17 protein-coding genes are annotated in these 19,818 nt (G+C 66.0%); 2 read left to right on the forward strand and 15 right to left on the reverse strand.

All coding sequences use genetic code 11. From position 1 onward, the window contains the following. Positions 1–139 precede the first annotated feature (139 nt). From DMX12_RS27015 to DMX12_RS27040, 6 genes are read right to left on the reverse strand one after another with little or no spacing between them, the layout of a single operon-like run. Entirely contained in the window at positions 140–1,771 is a 1,632-nt protein-coding gene (locus tag DMX12_RS27015) for a BatD family protein (protein WP_110679928.1), read from the reverse strand. After that, complete coding sequence (locus DMX12_RS27020) at positions 1,768–3,486, reverse strand: tetratricopeptide repeat protein (protein WP_110679929.1); 1,719 nt, start codon at positions 3,484–3,486, stop codon at positions 1,768–1,770. Before DMX12_RS27020 ends, DMX12_RS27015 begins: the two co-directional genes overlap by 4 nt. Next, positions 3,483–4,559 carry a VWA domain-containing protein gene (locus DMX12_RS27025; RefSeq protein ID WP_110679930.1) on the reverse strand — a complete coding sequence of 359 codons (1,077 nt, stop codon included), beginning with the start codon at positions 4,557–4,559 and terminating at the stop codon, positions 3,483–3,485. Before DMX12_RS27025 ends, DMX12_RS27020 begins: the two co-directional genes overlap by 4 nt. Further along, positions 4,552–5,046, reverse strand: a complete 495-nt coding sequence (locus DMX12_RS27030) for a DUF4381 domain-containing protein (RefSeq protein ID WP_009683483.1) — start codon at positions 5,044–5,046, stop codon at positions 4,552–4,554. Before DMX12_RS27030 ends, DMX12_RS27025 begins: the two co-directional genes overlap by 8 nt. Beyond that, complete coding sequence (locus DMX12_RS27035) at positions 5,043–5,987, reverse strand: DUF58 domain-containing protein (RefSeq protein ID WP_029886675.1); 945 nt, start codon at positions 5,985–5,987, stop codon at positions 5,043–5,045. Before DMX12_RS27035 ends, DMX12_RS27030 begins: the two co-directional genes overlap by 4 nt. 4 nt (positions 5,988–5,991) lie before the next feature. Beyond that, entirely contained in the window at positions 5,992–6,951 is a 960-nt protein-coding gene (locus tag DMX12_RS27040) for a MoxR family ATPase (RefSeq protein WP_009683481.1), read from the reverse strand. Between the two features lie 229 nt (positions 6,952–7,180). Here DMX12_RS27040 and DMX12_RS27045 point away from each other — a divergent pair, with 229 nt between their 5' ends. Continuing rightward, positions 7,181–8,479 carry a DUF2235 domain-containing protein gene (locus DMX12_RS27045; RefSeq protein ID WP_110679931.1) on the forward strand — a complete coding sequence of 433 codons (1,299 nt, stop codon included), beginning with the start codon at positions 7,181–7,183 and terminating at the stop codon, positions 8,477–8,479. Positions 8,480–8,517: 38 nt separating this feature from the next. Here DMX12_RS27045 and DMX12_RS27050 read toward each other — a convergent pair whose 3' ends face one another. From DMX12_RS27050 to mtlD, 4 genes are all read right to left on the reverse strand, one after another. Continuing rightward, positions 8,518–9,726, reverse strand: a complete 1,209-nt coding sequence (locus DMX12_RS27050; RefSeq protein WP_110679932.1) for an MFS transporter — start codon at positions 9,724–9,726, stop codon at positions 8,518–8,520. Positions 9,727–9,905: 179 nt separating this feature from the next. Beyond that, a complete protein-coding gene (locus tag DMX12_RS27055; protein WP_047149558.1) occupies positions 9,906–10,793 on the reverse strand; it encodes a dihydrodipicolinate synthase family protein in 888 nt (295 codons plus the stop codon). Positions 10,794–10,838: 45 nt separating this feature from the next. Continuing rightward, positions 10,839–11,621 (reverse strand): aldolase, encoded by a 783-nt coding sequence (locus DMX12_RS27060; protein WP_009683476.1) that lies wholly within the window; start codon positions 11,619–11,621, stop codon positions 10,839–10,841. A gap of 253 nt (positions 11,622–11,874) precedes the next feature. Beyond that, the gene (mtlD, locus tag DMX12_RS27065) at positions 11,875–14,019 is read right to left on the reverse strand and encodes a bifunctional mannitol-1-phosphate dehydrogenase/phosphatase (RefSeq protein WP_110679933.1); all 2,145 of its coding nucleotides are present in this window, start codon (positions 14,017–14,019) and stop codon (positions 11,875–11,877) included. A gap of 397 nt (positions 14,020–14,416) precedes the next feature. Between mtlD and DMX12_RS27075 the strand changes: the two genes are divergently transcribed. Next, the gene (locus tag DMX12_RS27075) at positions 14,417–14,713 is read left to right on the forward strand and encodes a DUF3144 domain-containing protein (RefSeq protein ID WP_110679935.1); all 297 of its coding nucleotides are present in this window, start codon (positions 14,417–14,419) and stop codon (positions 14,711–14,713) included. A gap of 516 nt (positions 14,714–15,229) precedes the next feature. On the opposite strand, the gene DMX12_RS27090 is transcribed toward DMX12_RS27075, so the two are convergent. The 5 genes from DMX12_RS27090 to DMX12_RS27110 all read right to left on the reverse strand — a co-directional run bounded on the left by DMX12_RS27090 (position 15,230) and on the right by DMX12_RS27110 (position 19,638). Further along, on the reverse strand, positions 15,230–15,478 hold the full coding sequence (locus tag DMX12_RS27090; protein WP_009683472.1) for a CsbD family protein: 249 nt from the start codon (positions 15,476–15,478) through the stop codon (positions 15,230–15,232). A 142-nt stretch (positions 15,479–15,620) separates the two neighbouring features. After that, a complete protein-coding gene (gene soxR / locus DMX12_RS27095) occupies positions 15,621–16,076 on the reverse strand; it encodes a redox-sensitive transcriptional activator SoxR (protein ID WP_029886682.1) in 456 nt (151 codons plus the stop codon). A 58-nt stretch (positions 16,077–16,134) separates the two neighbouring features. Beyond that, positions 16,135–16,866: a GntR family transcriptional regulator gene (locus tag DMX12_RS27100; protein ID WP_110679937.1), complete on the reverse strand. Its 732-nt coding sequence runs from the start codon at positions 16,864–16,866 to the stop codon at positions 16,135–16,137. A gap of 122 nt (positions 16,867–16,988) precedes the next feature. Next, on the reverse strand, positions 16,989–18,503 hold the full coding sequence (locus DMX12_RS27105) for a DHA2 family efflux MFS transporter permease subunit (RefSeq protein WP_110679938.1): 1,515 nt from the start codon (positions 18,501–18,503) through the stop codon (positions 16,989–16,991). Further along, on the reverse strand, positions 18,493–19,638 hold the full coding sequence (locus DMX12_RS27110) for an HlyD family secretion protein (RefSeq protein ID WP_110679939.1): 1,146 nt from the start codon (positions 19,636–19,638) through the stop codon (positions 18,493–18,495). Before DMX12_RS27110 ends, DMX12_RS27105 begins: the two co-directional genes overlap by 11 nt. Between the last annotated feature and the right edge of the window lie 180 nt (positions 19,639–19,818).

The raw sequence follows: 19,818 nt of genomic DNA on the forward strand, positions 1-19,818 counted from the left end.
GGGAATGGGGGGAGGGCTGGCAGCGGCTGCGCCGGTGTTCGCGGGCGCGCCCGCTCCTACAGGCACCGCGTAACGCTCAGGCATACGTTGTACCTGTGGGAGCGGGCATGCCCGCGAAGAGGCCCTGGCAGGCAGCCGGCTACTTGGGATAAAGCGGCGGCAAGCTGCCATTCTCCCCAGCCGGCAACAACACCTGCTCGGCCGGCGGTATCGTGCCGATCGCCCGCCACAAATCCTCACCCTGCCAATACTGCCCACTCTCGCTGTACAACGCGCCATTCAACCCATCCAGCGCATCCGACAACGGCACGAAGCGCGCCGCCATCTCGGCCAGGGTCTCCGGTTGCTGCCGGGCCCAGGCGTCCAGCGCCTGGCGGGTGGCCTGGGGGTCGTTCGCCAGGCAGGCGCGCTTGAGGTCATCCAGCAAGGTGCGCGGGCTCGGCCCGTTCTGCGCCGCACGCAGCACCGCCGGTTGCGAGCGGGCGCGCCACCACAGGGCGAAGCCCAGTACGGTGGAAAGGGCGAACAACAGAGTCGCCAATTGCCAAGGCCACAGCGCGTTGCTGGCGCTGCTGTTATCGCCCACCGGGCTGTCGGCACTCAATGCCGGGTTGTCCTGCACGTTCAGCGTACGCGCCGGCAGGCTGCTGTGTTCCAGGTGATCTTCACGGGTGTTCCACCACGCCACTTCCAGCGCCGGCAGGGCCAACGTGCCGGCATGGGTGGGCACCAGTGCTTCACGTTCCTCGCGGTTGGCGGTCATGCCGCGTTCGTTGATTTCGTTGCGCAGCAGCGGCTGGTCGGGGTAGCGGCGCAGGCCGGTGATCTCGGTGGCGGGTAACGGCGGCAACTGGGTGCTGGAAAGGCCTTCGGCGCGCAAGGTGATGTTGCGCGTCAGCGAGTCGCCAATCTGTACCTGCTGGTTGCCGGGGTCGGGGTTCCAGTGCTCTTCCAGTGTCAGGCTACGCGCCGGCAACCACGGCACACCCGCAGGCCAGGCGGCGGGAATCGGGCGTACCGCCAGCCGCAGCGGCAGCGAGCTGACCTGTACCTGGTGCCCGGCCCGGGCCGTGCCATTGGCTTGCGGGGTTTCGTCGCTGCTGGCTGCGGCGGTGGCGCTGAACGTCAGTGGCGGGATCTCGAGCGTGCCACTTTGCTGGGGGTACACGGCATAGCGGGTTTCGATCACGCCGTGGCGCACGCCATTGATTTCCTTTTCATAGGTGCGCGATTCGCCGAGCGGTTCGACCTTGGCGCCTTCCAGCTGCAGCGGGCTCAGGCTGCTGTCGTCATAGAGCGCCACCGAGTGATAGATGCGCAAGGTGAGCACAGCCTGCGCCTGCACGTAGACGTCGGGGCTGTCGAGGGTGGCCTCGATGAACACCTGTGAAGTGTCCTGGCGGCTGGCATCGGCCTGCAGCACTTGCAGGTCGATGGCCTGGCTGCGTGACTGACCCAGCTGCAGCTCGGGGATACGCAGGCTGCCGCTGCGCCGCGGCAGCAAGGTGATGATCCAGCGGGTGCTGGCGCGGGTTTCACCGTCGAGGGTATGCAGGCTGTTCAGCTGGCGCGTGCCGCGCACCTCGAAGTCGCCTTCCAGGGCGCGCAGGTCGGGCTTGCCGAACTGGGTGACGTCCTGGCTTTCCAGGGTCAGTTCCAGGCTTTCGCCAGCCTGCAGGCGGGTGCGGTCGACGCTGGCCTGCAGCAGGGGTTCAGCCTGGGCCAGGGTGGCCCACAGCAGGGAGAGGAGCAAGACGCCGAAGCGACTCATCGTGGGGTTTCCTGTTGCAGTTGCTGTTCGTACCAGAATTTGCGCCGCAGCAGCTCCGCCGGGTTATCGGGGATCTCCCGCAGCCATTGTTCCAGGGCTTGGCGCTGTTCGGCGTCGAGGCTGGTCGAAACCGGGCGCTGGGGCGGCTGGATGACGCCCTCATCGGCACCCGGCTGGTTACCCGGTGCACCCTGGCTGTTGCTGCTGCTTTCGCCAGGCTGCTCGGCGCTGGCTTGTTCATCACCGCTGGGGGTGCCCTGGGCGGCGCTGCTGGCCGAACTGCTGTTGCCTTCGGTGTCGCTGCCGGGCGTGCCTTGGGCATCGTTACCGGGCGGTTGTTCCTCGGCCTTGGCCTGGCGCTGTTGCAGCAGCTGTTGCACCAATGCCTGGTTGTCCAGTGCCACTTGCAGATCGGGTTGGCGCTCCAGCGCCTGCTCGTAGGCGTCCAGGGCCGCTTCCAGCTCACCGGCACGGGCCAGTGCATTGCCTCGATTGTAGTGGTCGGCGGCCGTGTCGCCCTGGGAAAATGCCTCGGCCGCACCCGCGTAGTCGCCGGCCTGGTACAGCGCCAGGCCGCGCCACTGCGTGTCATGGAAGTGCCGAGCTGCGCTGGCTGGGCGGTTCAGCTCGAGCAGGCGTTGGCCTTGCTGGTCGGGGCGCAGCCATAGGTCATCGAGCTCGAAAGCCTGGCTGGGCTGGGGCAGGGCCAGCAGCAACGGCAGGCAGAACAGCCAACCGCGCCGGCCGGCACACGCGGCCAGCAGCAGCAGCGGAATCAGCAACCAGTAGCCCTGGTCGGCCCAGCTGTCCAGCTGCAGGGTCTGGCCGTCGTTGCGCCCGGCCCGCGGCTGGTCGAACAGGCCCAGGCCGCGCAGGTCCAGGTCGTCGATACGCGCATGCCGGTAGCGCCCGCCGGTGCCGTTGATGAAACCCTTGAGGCTGGCGTTGTCCAGGCGGGGTACCAGAATGCCGCCTTGGTCATCCTTGAGGTATTCGCCATTGGCCTGGCGCACCGGGGCACCGTCACGGCTACCGATACCCAGCATCAGCAGGCTTGGGCCCTGCCGGCCAAGGGCCTGGGCGATGCCCTGGCGCTCCGGGGCGCTGAGCGACGACCCGATCAGCAGCAGGCGGCCCTGGCCGAGCCCGCTCTGGGCCAGCAGTGCCAGGCCCTTCTGCACGGCCAGGTCGGCGCGCTGGCCGGGCTTGGGCATGATCGACGGGTCGATGGCCTCCAGCAGGTTGCGCGTGGTGGCCAGGTCATCGGACAGCGGCACCAGGGTGTGTGCGGAGCCGGCATACACCACCAGCGCCGTCTGGCTGTCGCGGCGGTGCTCCAGCAGGTCGAGGATTTTGCGCCGGGCCTGTTCCAGGCGATTGGGCGGGCTGTCCTCGGCGAGCATCTGCGGGGTCAGCTCCAGCAATATCACCAGCGGGTCGGCCGGGCGCTGGCGGTTTTCTTCCACCCGCTGCCAACTGGGCCCGAGCAGGGCCAGGATCACCAATAGCCAGGCCAACCCCAGCGCCACCCACGGCAGTTTGCTGGTGTTGCCGTTGCCGCCGACCAGCAGCACCGCGTGGAATGCCGGCGGCAGGATCAGCTGCCAGCGCCCGGCGCGTTTGCGCCGATGCCACAGCTTGTACAGCAGCCAGCCAAGCAAGGGCACGGCCAGCAGCCACAGGGGGCGCAACCATTGCGGCCACAGGTCGATCATCGCCGCCTCCGCAAGCGCAAGCGCTTCAGGCGTTGGCGCCATTCCGGGTGTGGCTGCAAGAAGCGCGGCTTGCGCAGCAGGCGCTGCATCAGGTTGTCGGGCCATTGCACGGCCACCACCAGCAGCACGCTCAGCAGCAGTGCCAGGGCCAATGGCCAGGCGTACAGGGCTTGGGCGGTGCGGGCTTGGGTCGGTTGCTGGGCCACCGGTTCGAGTTGGTCGAGGGTGTCGCCAATAGCGTCCAGTTCGGCTCCGTCATGCGCGCGGAAGTAGGCACCGTGGGTGATTTCGCCGATTTCCCTGAGTGCGGCTTCGTCCAGGTCCAGGCTCGGGTTGAGGCCGAGCAGGCCTGGGGTGCCACTGGCTTCGGGGTTGGCGCCAATGCCGATGGTGTAGATGCGCACGCCTTCCTGGGCTGCCAGGCGGGCTGCCGTCAGCGGGTGGATCTGCCCGCCATTGTTGGCACCGTCGGTAATCAGTACCAGTACCCGGCTTTGCGCCGGGCGCTGGCGCAGGCGTTTCACCGCCAGGCCAATGGCGTCGCCGATGGCCGTGTTCTTGCCGGCGATGCCGATTTGCGCTTCGTCGAGGAAGGTGCGCACGGTACGCCGGTCGAACGTGAGCGGGGCCTGCAGGTAGGCCTGGCTGCCGAACAGGATCAGGCCCACGCGATCGCCTTCTCGGTCCTGCAGGAAATCGCCGAGCAGGGCCTTGACTAGGTCGAGGCGGCTGATGTCTTCGTTTTTCCACTGCATGTCCGGGAAGTCCATCGACCCGGACACGTCCACCGCCACCAGCAGATCGCGGCCGCTGGCCGCCACCGGCACCGGGTCACCGAGCCATTGCGGGCGCGCGGCAGCGCACAGCAGTAACAGCCAGATGACCACGAATGGCCCTTGCTGGCGCCAGGTGGGCAGGTTCAGCCGCGCGCGCCGCCCGGCCAGGCCTTCCAGTTCGTTGAGGAAGCCAACCTTGAGTACCGGTTCGCCGCTGTCGGCGGCGGGCATCAGCAGGCGCGCCAGCCACGGCAGCGGCAACAGGGCAAAGACCCACGGCCAGGCCAGTTCAAACATGCTTGCGGATCCAGGTTTCGACGGCTTGGCTCAGCCCGGCGATGGCCTTGTCGTCGAGTTTGCACTCGGGTTTATAGGCGCCTTCGACCAGCACCATCCAGCGTGTGAGGCCGGCTGCGGGGCAGCGGTTGTCGAGAAATGCCAGCCACTGGCGGCCGTTGAGGGTATGGCTGTTGGCGCCCGGGTAGTGGCTGCGGCACAGGCGCTTGAGCAGGGCGTTGATCTGTTGCAGCCAGGCGCCGGCGGGGGCGCCGTCGTAGGGGCGTGGCAGGCGTGCCAGCTCGGCCAGCGCTTCTACCCGCACCGGGTCCAGCGGTTGCTCGGCGCGTACGACACGGCGCTTGCGCGGGCGCCAGTGCCGCAGCCGCCACAGGCCCCAGCCCAGCACTGGCAGGATGACCAGCAATGCCCACCAGCCGGGTGCTGGCGGCCACAGGCCGATGGGCGCCGGTTCGATCAGCGGTTGCAACTGATCGAGCGGATTCATGATGCGCTCCGCGGGCGCTGTGCGCTCAGGTATTCGCGCAATTGCTCGATCATTTCACTTTGCGTGCTCAGCGGCATCAGCAGCACCCGCAGCTTTTGCGCCAGCAGCTCCCAGCGCTCGATGCGGGCTTCGGCCTGCTGGCGGTAGGCCTGGCGCAGGTTGGCGTCGAGGGTGTCGAGCTCCAGCTGCGCGCTGCGTTGGGCAAAACGCAGCAGGCCAGCGGCCGGCAGGGCATGGTCGAGTGGGTCGGACACCGGCAGCAGCAGCAGGTCGCAATGCCGGGACAGCATGGCCAGGTGCTGCTCCACCTGGGCGCTGAGCGAACGCTCGTCGCAGATCACGATGGCCAGGCTGCCCGGGCGCAGCACTTCGCGGGCGCGGCGCAGGGCCAGGCCAAGGCTGTCGGCCCCGGCAACCGCCTCGGTGTGCAGCGCCTGGTTGACCTTGGCCATGCGGTTGAGCAACTGCAGCAGGCTCTGTTTGCTGCGCCGGGGCTTGATTTCATGGTGCTCGTTGTCGCCGAACACCAGGCCGCCGATGCGGTCGTTATGGGCCAGCGCGGCCCAGCCGAACAAGGCGGCAGCCTGGGCGGCGAGCACCGACTTGAACATCAGGCCCGAGCCGAAGAACAGCCGCTGGCTCTGCTCGACCAGGATGAAGATAGGCCGTTCGCGTTCTTCGTGAAACAGCTTGGTGTGGGGCTCCTGGGTGCGTGCGGTCACCCGCCAGTCGATGTTGCGCACGTCGTCGCCGGCCTGGTACACGCGCACCTGGTCGAAGTCCACACCGCGCCCGCGCAGCTTGGAATGGTGCAGACCGACCAGCGGGCTGCGTTGGCCGGGCTTGGAAAACAGCTGGATTTCGCGCACGCGGTGGCGCATGTCGATCAGCTCGGCGAGGCCGATGCGGATGCCGGGTTCGGCCAGGTGCGCAGTGGGCATGGGGTCAGGCAACAGCGACGACGTCGAGGATGCGCTGGACCACGCGGTCCTGGTCGATCCCCGCGGCCTCGGCTTCGAAGGAGAGGATGATGCGGTGGCGCAGCACGTCGAACAGCACCGCCTGGATGTCTTCGGGGCTGACGAAGTCGCGCCCGGCCAGCCAGGCGTGGGCACGTGCGCAGCGGTCCAGCGAAATGGAACCGCGCGGGCTGGCGCCATAGGCGATCCAGTCGGCCAGCTCGGTATCGAATTTGGCCGGGGTGCGGGTGGCCATGACCAACTGCACCAGGTACTCCTCGACGGCATCGGCCATGTACAGGTTGAGGATTTCCTTGCGCGCGGCAAAGATCGCCTGCTGGCTGACCCGCCGTTCGGGTTTCACTTCGCCGCCCAGCGCTTCACCGCGGGCCTGTGCCAGGATGCGCCGCTCGACCGCGGCGTCCGGGAAGCCGATTTTCACGTGCATCAGGAAGCGGTCGAGCTGGGCTTCGGGCAGCGGGTAGGTGCCTTCCTGCTCGATCGGGTTCTGCGTGGCCATGACCAGGAACAGGGGCGACAGGTCGTAGGTGCTGCGGCCCACACTGACCTGGCGTTCGGCCATGGCCTCGAGCAGTGCCGACTGGACCTTGGCCGGTGCACGGTTGATTTCGTCGGCCAGCACCAGGTTATGGAAGATCGGCCCCTGCTGGAACACGAAACTGCCGGTTTCCGGGCGGTAGATTTCCGTGCCGGTGATGTCGGCCGGAAGCAGGTCGGGGGTGAACTGGATGCGGTGGAACTGCGCTTCTATGCCCTCGGCCAACTCCTTGATGGCCTTGGTCTTGGCCAGCCCAGGCGCCCCCTCGACCAGCATATGGCCGTCTGCCAGCAGCACGATCAACAGCCGCTCGACCAGTTTCTCCTGGCCTAGGATCTGGGTTGAAAGAAAGGTGCGCAGCGCGATCAGCGCTTCACGGTGTTCCATCGGCGACGGTTCCTGGTAGGGGGCCGGAGGCGGCTGACGGCAGCTGCCCTGGCAAGGGCTGATACTTTAATCCATCCGGGGGGGCGGCGACTAATGGCACGGGGTAAATTTATCGCTGCAGCGGGCCTGGGGTATGGAAAACTCTCACGAAGGCTTGGCGATTGCCTGATGTTGCCTGACGGCGTAATGGCGCCTGCTTGTGCTTTTGGGTCAAGCACAAGGCACGAAGATGGTAGCGAGCAACGGCGGTACGCCGACCCCTCGGCGGGTAACCCTGCGTTTCGGGGTGTTCTTCGATGGCACCGGTAACAATCAGCACAACGCCACGGCATTGGCGGGGCACGGCGGCAGTTATGCCAATGCGCTGAGCAACGTAGCCCTGCTGCATGCGTTGTACCCGGCGCAAGCGGCCGATGGCGAGGCGCGCCAGGTCTTTTTCAAATGCTACATGGAAGGCATCGGCACCTTGGCCGGTGAAACCGACCCGGTGTATGCCTCTGCCACCGGGCGTGGCCGCACGGGCGTGGAAGCCCGGGTGGCCGAGGCGTTGCAGGTGATTGCCGGGCAACTGCAGGGTTGGTGCCAGGCGCACCCGCAGTGGGTGCCGGCACGCCTGGAGTTCGACTTGTTCGGCTTCAGCCGTGGCGCGGCGGCGGTACGCCACCTGGCCAACCTGTTGCACGACGGTGCCGGGGGATTGTTGCCGGTGGCGTGTGACATCGCGATCAACTTCATGGGCTTGTTCGACACGGTGGCCGCGATCATCGCGCCGTTGCAGGGCGACTTCGACCCCACCGACGAGCGCCACGGTGGCTTGCGCCTGGGCCTGGGGGCGGGTATTGCCCGGCAGGTGGTGCAACTGGTGGCGCACGATGAGCAGCGGCATAACTTCCCGCTGGTGAGCAGTGGCCACGACATAGTGCTGCCGGGTGTGCACTCGAATATCGGTGGCGGCTACCCGGAAACCACATGGGAACAGGTGCTGTTGTGCAAACCGCAATCCCAGCGCGTGCCGGTGGCGACGCCTGCCGGGCAGTGCCGCGTGCATGCCGTGATGCAGGGCCTGTTGGCGACGGATTTTGCCGACATGGGGGAACCCCGGCCACGGGTGATCACCTGGGAGGAGCCGATCGCTGGCGGCCACCCGCGTGAAGCAGAGAAGCAAGTCTACGCAGCGGTAGCCCGCGAGCGGGAGGTGGCCGGGCACCTGTCGCGTGTCTACCTGAGCGTGATGCGCGAGCTGGCGGTACGGGCTGGCGTGCCGTTTGCGCCGTTGGGCGGCCAGGCGGAGCACCGTTTGCCGGCTGAATTGCAGGTGATCAGCGCAAAACTGCATGGCTTCGCTTTGGGCGAAACCGGGCAATTGGCGCTGAGCGAGCAAGAGCAGCGGTTATTGCGCGACAAGTATGTGCACGCTTCGGCGAACTGGAATGCGCTGAAAGGGTTGCGTAACAGCGTGCTGGATGTGTTGTTTGTCAACCGGCCAGGGGTGGCGGGGCGGGTGGTGCATGGGAATCCGGTGGGGTGAATGCGCCTGGGGTGGCAGGGGTTCGCCACCCCATTCATTCATCGCTGCGCGTTCCTGCGTTTTCGAACCATATACCCCTCCTGCGCCACGGTCAGCGCCACCGTCAGCACCATGAACGCTACCGAAGCAACGAAAATGCCATTTGGCAGCCCCCGGTCGAGCATCCAGCCGAACGCCACTGGCCCGACGGCGCCACCGATGTTGAACCCGGTCGAGACCAGCCCGAAGGTCTTGCCCTCGGCACCCTTGGGCGCGGCCGCTTTTACCAGCATATCCCGCGACGGGGCGATCATTCCGGTCAGCAGGCCGATGCTGCCCAGCACCACCACCAATGCCCATTCGCGCAGCACACCCAGGGCAACCACGGCGGTCAGCACTGCAGCCAGGGCGAAAGCCAGCGCCGCCACCAGGCCATGCCGGCGGGTACGGTCGGCCAGGGCACCGCCACACAGCACCCCGGCGGCGCTGCAGAGCAAGAAGGCGGTAAGCGCGGTATTGGCCCACGCCAAGGTCAGGCCTTGGCCTTGCACCAGTGCGGCAACGGAGAATTTCTCGATGGCACTGGTGCTCAGGTTGAGCAATATGAACAGCACTGTCAGCACGCCGATCATGGGTGTGAACAGGCGCACTCGGCCGTTCGCCGGCGGCGCGCCGGCATTGCCCGGGTTGCCCATCTCCGTTACCCGGTACACCCCGCTGCCTGGCAGCGATATCAATAGCAGCGCAGCAGCGCCGAACACTGCGCCCGTCGCCAGGGCTGCCCGTGTGCCCAACACGGCAGCGATACCGAGGAATATTGCCGGGGTTACCGCCGAGCCGAGAAAGCCGGCGAAGGTATGAATGGAGAATGACCGCCCCAGCCGGTCTGGCTCGATGCCCTTGGCCAGCAGCGCATAGTCGGCCGGGTGGTACACCCCGTTGGCCAGGCCGGCCAGCGCCATGCTCACCAGCAACACCGCATGGCCGGGGCTGGCGGCCAGCAGCAGGAAACTGAGGCTGCCCAGCAGCAGCCCGGCCTTGAGCACCTTGCGCGCGCCAAAGTGGTCGACGGCGTGACCCAGTGGGGCCTGCACCAGGGCAGAGACGATATTGAACACCGCCAGTGCTACGCCGAGTTCGACGAAACCGACCCCCAGCAGGGAGGGCAGCACTGGCAGCAGTGCCGGGATCAGCATGATGTGCACATGGCTGACGAAATGTACGGCGGCAACCTGGGTCAGCAGCTTGGGGGCGGCAACGTAGCGCATGTCGGGACCTGTAGACAGCGTGCGCGCCTGGCGCACGGCAAGGGGATGGAATGCCCGCGTGGCGGGCGTCGCTGCGCAGCGCCCGAAGGCGGCCATGCAAACGCCGGCAGCGATCCCGCCACCCAGCGCGTTGCCTGTTGCGCGGGTAACCCGCGCTTACAGGGCTGCGCTGTCGAGGGTCAGGCAGCCAGTTCGGTCAGCAGGTTTTTCAGATAGTCGCTGCCTTGCGCATCCAGCGCCTGCAACGGCAGGCGGGGCGCGCCGACATCCTGGCCCAGCAGCTTCAGGCCGGCCTTGATGGTGGTGGGCAGGCCGCGGCGGGTGATGTATTCCAGCAGTTCGTACTGGCGGTAGAACAGCGTGCGGGCTTCGGCCAGTTGGCCTTGCTGCACGGCGTCCCACAATGCCAGGTTCAATGCCGGAATCAGGTTGGGCGCGGCGGTGCACCAGCCGCTCGCGCCTGCCACCAGGGCCTCCAGGGTCAGTGGGTTGCAACCGTTGTAGAACGCTACCTGACCCTTGCTGGCCTGGAACAGGCGGTGCATGCGCTGAATGTCACCGGTGCTTTCCTTGACCATGGTCACATTCGGCACCTCGGCGAGGATGCGCAGGATCAGTTCCACCGACAGGTCGGTGCCGCTGGTGCCCGGGTTGTTGTAAAGCATGATCGGGATGTCGATGGCGGCGCCGACGGCCTTGTAGTGGGCCACCACTTCGGCTTCGGTGAGTTTCCAGTACGAAACGGGCAGCACCATGACCGCCGTGGCCCCGCATGCCTGCGCCAGGCGCGCACGCTCCACTGTGCGTGCGGTGGTCAGGTCGGAGACGCTGACCACGCTGGGTACGCGCCCGGCGATGCGCGCCTGGCTGAAGCGCACCACGCTTTCCCATTCGCTGTCGCTCAGGTAGGCCCCTTCGCCGGTGCTGCCCAGCGGCGCGATGGCGTGCACGCCGTGCTTGATCAATTGGTCGATGGACGTGCCCAAAGCCTCCAGGTCGAGTGTGCCGTCTGCCGAGAAGGGAGTGATGGTGTAGCCGATGACGCCGCGAATTACAGGTGTAGACATGACCAGGCACCTTTGCCGTTGTTGAGGGAAGAGTACAGCTTCGAGTCAGGCCAGGCAGTCGCCGTGGGCCCGCAAGGCACGCCGCGCGTAATAGCTGAACGCGGCGCCATGACGCTTAGGGGTGGAGATCCAGTCGTGGGCTTCCTTGCCCAGGGCTTCGGGGATGGGGCGGATGTCACCGGCCCCCATGGCCAGCAGCTGCATCCTGGCGGCCCGCTCGAACAGCAGGGCAAGCACGCAGGCTTCTTCGATCGAGCCGCCAGCGATCAGCAGGCCATGGTGGGAAAGCAGGATCGCGCGCTTGTCGCCGATGGCCGCCGCGATGATTTCGCCTTCTTCATTGCCTACCGGCACACCAGGCCAGTCCTTGAGGAACGCGCAATCGTCGAACAGCGGGCACAGGTCCATGTGCGAGATGGCCAGCGGTACCTCCAGCATCGACAGGGCGGCGCTGTGCAGCGGGTGGGTGTGGATGATGCAGTTGACGTCAGGCCGGGCGCGGTAGAGCCAGCTGTGGAAACGGTTGGCCGGGTTGGCCATGCCACGGCCTTGCAGCACGGTCAGGTCTTCGTCCACCACCAGCAGGTTGGAGGCGGCGATTTCGTCGAAGCCCAGGCCCAGTTGCTGGGTGTAATAGGTGCCAGGCTCCTGGGCGCGGGCGGTGATCTGCCCGGCCAGCCCCGAGTCGTGGCCGCCGTCGAACAGGATGCGGCAGGTGAGGGCCAGCTTTTGCCGGGTACTGTAGGTGTTGTCGGCCAGGGCCGTCAGCATCTGCTGCTGGGCGTGCTTGACCAGTTGGTCCTTGGGGGCGTGCATGGTGGTCGTCATGGGCGGTACCTGCAGGAAAGGGCGGTGGGTTGCTGAGCGACACAGGAAGGTCGCCAGGACACACGGCGATCATAATGACACCTTGTGTCATTATCAAGCATGAAATGACACAGTAAGTCTGCAGTGGGGCTCCAGAGGTGGCGTGCCGGGTGGCAAGGAGGTGCGCGAGGGGGCGTTGGCAAAGCGCGCGGCGCAGGCGCTTACACCGGCCGGGCCAGTGTTCGCAGCTGGCGCCGCGGCAAAAAGGCGCGCGTTACGCGCCTATGCAGCGCGAAGCGGGCAGCGGGGCCGGGTGCGCGTGCTGGTACTGCCGGAAGGCCTCGGCAATGGCATTGATCAGCGGCGCGTCGCTGAGCGGGTTCAAGGCCGGGAAGCGCTTGCCGTTGCAGTTGCCCTGGTAGGTCAGCACAGCCTCGACGCTGTGATCATGGTCCAGGTACACCTGCCTGATCGCCTGGGCGTCCAGGTTCTTCGCATCGTCGCAGCGCAGGGCGTGGTGAATGGCCAATGCCGCGCCAAAGGCCAGGGCCGGGGTGTCGATGCCGTGCCTGCCGGCCAGCTCGATGCTGCTGAGGATACGTTCATTGCGCTGCAGTTTGCGCAGCGGGTCGCGGCCGACGCGGGCGCACGGGTCCTTGAACGAGGTTTTGCAGCGCGCCAGGAAGGCGTCGGCGAACCGGCTGATCACCTCGCTCATTTGCGGGTACTCCGCTTCCAGGGCGGGCGCCACTTCCTGGCGTATCAGCCGCTCGGCCAGGGCATTGACGCGGGCGTCGCCCATGCCCTGGCCCACCCAGGCATGGCCCAGCAGGCTGGCGTACCAGGCAATGATCGCGTGCGGGCCGTTCCACAGGCGGTTCTTGATGACCTGGATCTGGGCAATGTCCGGCACCGTGTGCACTTGGCGCAGGCGTTCGAGCAGGTCGCTGCCGCGCTCGACATACAACGGCATATCGGCTTCGCTGTTGAACAGCACCAGGTGCAGTTGGCTCATGGCGCTGCTGGGCTGCGCAAAGGGCCTGAAATGCCCGAGCAATCGCTCGTATTCAGCCGGCGGCGCCGAGGCACTGCGGGGTGCGGCAGGCTCTTCTTCCAGGCTGTTGCGAAACATCTGCGACTTGATCCGCAATTGCCGCACCAGCGCATCGTTGCTCAGCTTGGAAACGATGCGGCTGACTACCGTTTCCGCGAAATGGGTCTTGAGCATTACCTGCTCGCAGATGGCCGGCGGGCACAATGTCGCCAGCTCGGCTTGCACATGCCGGCGCACGAACGCGCCGCCACCCACCTTGTTCAGCACGATCAGCAACGTCAGTTCGCGGCCGCGGCGCTCGAAGCGCTGCAGCAGGCCTTGGGCAATTACCCTGGCCTGGTTGCGAATCGCCTGTTCAGGCAGGCTCAGGCCGATGATCTCGGCGTCGTTGTACATGGCGATCACCGCCTGTTCGTCGTCCAGGTCGATCATGCGCACATTGTCGATGGTCTGGTCGAACGAGGTGCTGCCATAGCGCACGCTGTAGCTGCCGAAGGCACTCACGCTCTCGCGCAGCATGCGTGAGCGGGTAGCGGCGATGATTTCGCAGGGCCGGGTGTAGCCGTCCCAATGGGAAAACACCTGGGTCAGGTAGCCGCCGCCGATGGCGCCAAAGCCATGAATACCGACACGGAACTGGTTCAACGACGCCGGGAAGGGTTCGCTGAGCGCGGGCATGCCCAGCTCGGGCACGCATGCATTCAGGTCGGCGAGGAACTCCGGCATGCTGTGGTAAGCCTTGAGTGCGCCGGCCTTGATTTCGGCTGCAGGTGGCTTGATGTCTTCGATCAGAATCGCCTGGCCCTCGGCACGCATGGCCGACAGCATGCCGTTTTCCGAATCCTCGACCATGAAGCACTGCGCTGGCGGGCAGTTGAGTGCGCGGGCGGCCTTCAGGAAGATCTCCGGGTGGGGTTTGCCCTGGCTGACTTCATCGCCACACACGGTGATGTCGAAGTACTTCAGCACATTGGCGTTGATCAGGTATTCCTCGGCGATGGCGCGGCGGCTGGAGGTGGCCACGGCCATGGTCAAGCCGGCCTTGCGCAGGCGCTCCAGCACCTCCAGCAGGCCGGGCTTGATCGGCACGCCGTGATTGCGCACGTACTCCAGCTCCAGTTCATCGGCGCGCTGGCGGATGGCGGCATAGGGGAAGTCTTCGCCGTTATGCGCCTTGGCCAAGGCTTCGGCTTTTTTCGCGCTCAGGCCCAGAGAGCCGAGCAGTGTGTGCTCGCCCAGCGGTTTGCCGAAGATTTCCAGCGACGCTTGCTTGAGGGTCTTGAAGCGCAGGCGTTCGGTGTCGAAGAGGGTGCCATCCATATCGAAGATAGCGCTGAAGATGCGTTTGCCGTGAAAGAAAAGCATGGGTTGTTGCCCCTTGTCGGTGGGTCGGACATCCCGCCTGCAACAGGCGAGCATGGCGTGCGAGCTGCAGCAATGGCAGTCAGGTAGGGGGCACGCGGTCGACAGGAGGGCGCTGGGGGGTAACGCAGAGATAGGGCGGGATGGAGCGGGGGGTACACAGCAGGTTGGCGAACCTGGAAGCGAGGCGGGCGGCACGTTTGGCCTTGAGGTCACGCCCACTGGCTGCAGTCGGTTTTGCAGGCAGTGGGCGCAAATAGCGATGGATACGTGTGATTCCGAGCATGAGGTACTGTGAGTCCTTTTTCGACTTTGGTAATCCTTTTTCAGCCTTGCACGTATGCGCCGCGACATGCAAGGCTTGGCCTTTCGCTCGTCTTGCACAACCAGGTGAACCGCCATGACCCAAGCTACCGACCAGGCCTTCTACGACCGTGCCGATGCGCACATAGAACTGGCCAACCAGCAGATCGACAGGGTCGAGGACCTGGGCAAGGTTAGCGCCTCGCTGACCTTTGGTGCTGCGCGCTTCAGCGCCTGGATGAGCGCCCGCAGCTTCAAGAGCGGCGCCGAACTGGGCGCTGCGCGGGACGAGATCCTGAAATACTTCTGCGAGCAGTACCGAATGATGCTCGAAGATAACCTGGACGAGCATATCAAGCATTTTGAACAGTACATGTTGGGCAAGAATGACTAACACCGCAGGTCGCTTGCCACAGCCTCTTCAGCGCCTTCTGGCCAACAGCTGCCAGCCCTGATGCCATCCCTGTGGGAGCGGGCGAGCCCGCGAAGAAACCAGCGCGCTGCATGGCACCGGCTGAGCCGGTGTTCGCGGGCATGCCCGCTCCCACAGGTTACTGCGTCGGCTTTGATCGCTGCGCTATGCCTGTGAGGGCTGGTTGGAGATGCAAGGAAAGGGTGGATCGGGGGCTATCTTCTTCAACATTGGAAAATGCATTCTCGATGCCGCCAACCATCACTACCACGGGACTGGACGCCTATTGGCCAACACCTGCCAGCCCTGATGCGATCCCTGTGGGAGCGGGCGAGCCCGCGAAGAAACCAGCGCGCTGCATGGCACCGGCTGAGCCGGTGTTCGCGGGCATGCCCGCTCCCACAGCTATTGCACCTTTGTCTTGGCTACGATATCGCCAGCGGTGATGGCGTGGGCCGGACGCCATGTCCGGCCCTGAACCGCCTGTTGCGCCTTGGGTCAACGGCGCAGCAGGCGAGAAATCACCAGTGTGACGGCGGCGGTGATGGCCAGTGCGGCGATAGGCTTTTCCTTGACGAACGAAGTCACCGTGTCCACGGCATCACCATAGGTCTTGGTCACCTGGCCTGCCGCCTGACGCGCATCGCCTTCGGCTTCCAGCGCCGGGTCTTCGACCAGCCGGCCTACAGCGCTCTGCGCCTTGCCTGCAAGGTTCTCGGCAACACCTTCGATCTGTTCGCGTTTCATGATGGCTATATTCCTTCCTGTAAGCGGCTTTGGGTTGATAGCACAGGGTTAGGGAGGTGAAGGGCGGCAATGGTTCCAACTACTCATCACCTTCAAGCCACACGCCCCTGCAGGGAATCGCACGTGGCGTGAGTGGGCGAGGCTAGCGCGCCTTCTTTTCCAGAATCCGCGCGCCGCTCCCTTCCTTGGCCAGCACATCCCCGGGATTGCGCAGGGGGCAGTCCTGCAGTGACAGGCAGCCGCAACCAATACAGTTGTCGAGGCTGTCGCGCAGCGCCTCCAGGGTACGGATGCGTGCATTCAGGTCTTCGCGCCAGGCGCTCGACATTTCGCCCCACTGCGCCGCGGTCAGCTTGCTGTTGGGCGCATAGCGGCTCAATGCCTGGCGGATTTCCTCCAGTGCGATACCGGTGCGCTGTGCCACCTTGATGATCGCCAGGGTGCGCAGTACCAGCGAAGGGTAGCGGCGCTGGTTGCCCGCCGTACGAACGCTGGCGATCAGCCCCTTGGCTTCATAAAAGTGCAGCGCTGACACTGCCACACCGCTGCGCTTGGCGACTTCGCCCACTGTAAGCATCCGTGTGTTGTCTGCTGCCATGCCTGTCGACCTTGCCTTGGGTTGAGCGCTGTAAGGGCGCCTTGAGTTGTGAAACGGCTTACCCCGCTGCGCGATCCCGGCGCAACTGGGTAACCAGGGTAAAACGGTCATGCGGGTGGATCGTCTCGGCCACGGCCATCAGGTCGCCGTTCTCTTCGCGGTAGTGGCGAATGATCTGCAACCCCGCCGAACCCACCTGCGCCTTCAGCGCGTGGGCCAGCTCTGCCGTCAGCGCTACCGCCCGTACTTGCTGGTCGATCACCGCGATCGCGCGGCCGTAATGCTGCTCGATCAGCCTGGCAATCGGCTGTTCGGGCTGCTCGCGAGCGCGTTCGATGACTTCGCCGTAGTCCCGCTGTGCATAGACCTGGGTGCAGCATAGCGGCGGCGCAGCCTGCGCCACGGCGATGCTCGACAGGCAAAAGTAGTGCTCACCGGGCACCAGCCCCAGCCGTGCCGCCTGGCCCAGGTCGGCAACGAAGTGCTGCACATCGCGGATCTGCCAGCGCTGATCTGGCGCCAGCTGTGCCAGGTCGGCGACGCTGGCCAGCGACTGCGTGTAGCCCCCGCGGGGGCTGCTGGCCTCGACCCGGGTGCCGACGCGCTTGCGTCGCGATACCAGCCCCTGGCCGAGCAACTGGTCGATCGCGGCACGTACCGTGTGCCGGCTCACACCGTAAAGGTCGCACAGCTCGTGCTCGGTTGGCAGCAGGCTGCCCACCGGATACCGGCCATTGGCAATGCCTGCCATCAAGTCCTTGGCCACAGTGGCATAGCGCGTCGGGTTCATACCTGTGTTCTGTCTCGCACCTGTCGTCGGCCGAGAGTGTACCAGCGACGTGTGCCGGGTGGTCGGCGAGCAGGCTGCACCTGGCGGTGCAGCCCAGCACCCACGGGGCCCGCTGACGCTTTTCAGGTGTTCTGCCTGGCCCGCAACAGCATCGCCGCCAGGGCGCACCCGAGCAAGGCCAGGCACGCCAGGTAGAATGCGTCGCTGTAGGCCATCAGGTACGCTTCGCGGCGAATGGTTGCCGCCAACCCCTCCAGCGCCTGCTGCTGCTGCGGCAACCAGCTCTGCACCGTGTGGTTGATGCGTTCCTGCATGCCCGGCTCGAACACGCTGACCTGCTCGTGGATACGTTCGCTGTGGAAACGCTCGCGGGTGGCCACCAGCTGGGTCAACCCGGCCGTCCCTACCGCGCCCCCCAGGTTGCGCAGCATCGAGAACACGGCCGACGCCGACCCGGCTTCACGCTTGTCCAGCCCGGCCACCGCCAGCACCGACAACGCTACCATGATGAACGGCTGGCCGATGCCACGTACCACAGTGGATGGGATGATCACGTTGTCGGCACTGTCGGCGCTCAGGCTTGCCCCCAGCCAGCAACCCAGGGCCATGATCAGGAAACCGCTGGCGACCATGAACTTGGCGCTGGTCCAGCCCATCAGCCGCGGCATCATGGGCGCCAGCAGCAACTGAACCACGCCATAGGCGATCAGTGCTACACCCACGTCGTGGGCGCTGAAGCCCTGCAGTTGCGACAGGTAGTTGGGCACCAGGAACACCAGGCCGAAGGTTGCCGCGCCGAAGATGAACATGGCCACACTGGCGACGCCGAAGTTGTAACGCCCCAGCAAGCGCAAATTGATGAAAGCGCGCTGGCCGCGCAGTTGGGTAACCACGAACACCACCAGGGCAATTCCGGCGATCGCGCTCATGCCAACGATGAACGATGAGCCGAACCAGTCCAGCCTGCCGCCTTCTTCCAGCACGATCTGCAAGCCACCCAGGCCGATCACCATGGCCGCGATACCCAGCCAATCGCCCTTGCGCAGCAGCGCGAGTTGCATCGGCCTTGCGTCGATCGACCAGGCGATGGCGAACAGCAGGGCGATACCCGGGAACAGTTGCAGGTAGAAGATCCAGCGCCATGAATAGGCGTCGGTCAGCCAGCCGCCAATCGACGGCCCGGCCGCCTGTGCCACGCTGTTGGCCAGGCTGAACAGCGCCATGCCCATGGCCATCTTGCTGGCTGGCAGCTCGGTGATGATCAACTGGAACGACAGCGGGATCAGCACCGCGCCGGCCGCGCCCTGCACTACGCGCAGGGTGATCATCGTTTCCAGGTTGGGGGCCCACGAGCAGGCCACCGAGGCCAGCAGGAAGATCAGCGAGCCGGTCCACATCACCCGGCGCAGCGAAAACACTTCGACCAGCCACGCGGTCAGCGGGATCATGACGATTTCCGCCACCAGGTAGGCGGTGGAGATCCATGAGCCTTCCTCGAAGCTGGCCCCCAGCGAGCCACGGATTTCCGGCAGCGCGGCGCTGGTGACATGCACGTTCATGCCGGCCATGAAGCAGCCGAACAGGCCGCCGAGCACGGCGACCCAGGCGCGCAACGAGACGGGTTGCTCAGTGGCCATCGGCAACCTCGGCGTGGCGGGTGTCGACGATGCTCACCACCGACATGCCCGGCAGCAGCTGCGGGCCTGCGGGCGCTGGGTCGAGCAGGATGCGCACCGGGAAGCGCTGGACGATCTTGGTGAAGTTGCCAGTGGCGTTGTCCGACGGCAGCAGGGCGAAGACATTGCCCGAGGCGGGGGAGAAACTGGCCACACGGCCGTGCAGTGGCTGGCCGGCAAAGCTGTCGACGCGGATTTCCACGGGTTGCCCGGGGCGCATGCGGGCCAGTTGCGTTTCCTTGTAGTTGGCGACCACGTAGGCCTGCTGTACCGGCACCACTGCCAGCAGCGGCTGGCCGGGCACCACGTACTGGCCAGCACGCACGCGGCGTTGGCCCACGATGCCAGCGAGCGGGGCGCGAATCACGGTGTCGTGCTGGTCCTGGCTGGCCAGTTGCCGGCGAGCCTGGGCGTGGGCCAAGGCGGCTGCGCGCTGTTGCAGTTCGGCGTCGGCCTGGGTGGAGCGGGCCTTGGCCATGGCCAGTTGAGCGCGTTGTTCGCGCAGCGCGGCCTGAGCCCCTTGCAGCGCCGCTTGTGCCTGGGCCGCCTGGGCGTTGGCACTTTCCAGCCGCTGCGCGGTGGCCGCTTGATCGCGTACCAGGCCGCGGTAGCGCTGCACGTCCAGGGCAGTGCGTTGGCGTTCGGCGGTGGCGCTGCGCACGGTCGCTTCAGCCTGCTGGATGGCGTGCTGGCGCTGGTTGATGCGCTCGGCCGCCAGCTGTTGGCCAGCCTGTGCGGCGGCCAGTGCTGCCTGGGCTTCGGCCACGCTGGCCTGGGCCTGCTCGACACGCGCGCGGTAGTCCTGGTCTTGCAGCCGTACCAGTACATCGCCGGCCTGGACTGGCTGGTCGTCCGCCACCTCCACCTTGGCAACATAGCCGGCAACGCGCGGGCTCAGTGCCACCCAATCGGCACGGACATAAGCATCGTCGGTGGTCTGCAGGTAGCGGCCGGTGGTGAGCCAGTAGCTGGCGAAGGCCAGCACCGTGACGGCCGCCAGGCTGCCGCTGGCGATCCAGGCCTGGCGGCGGCGGGGTCTGGTGCTGGCTTGCTGTGCTGCTTCGGCGGGGGCGTTCTGTTCTACGGCGGCATTCATGTTCGGTTTCCATTTCTGATGTTGGGGCTGCTGCGCAGCCCATCGCCGGCAAGCCCACAGGGATCGCCTTAGGGCTGACAGGTGTTTGCCACAAGGTATGGCAGCGCCTGTTAGAGCGAGCGCCGCCCGCGCGGCGCAATCGCGAGCTGCGCTCGCTCCTACGTTTGTTTCGGGCCAATT

Origin of the sequence: Pseudomonas sp. MB-090624 (genome assembly GCF_003205245.1) — a bacterium.
Taxonomy (GTDB): domain Bacteria; phylum Pseudomonadota; class Gammaproteobacteria; order Pseudomonadales; family Pseudomonadaceae; genus Aquipseudomonas; species Aquipseudomonas juntendi.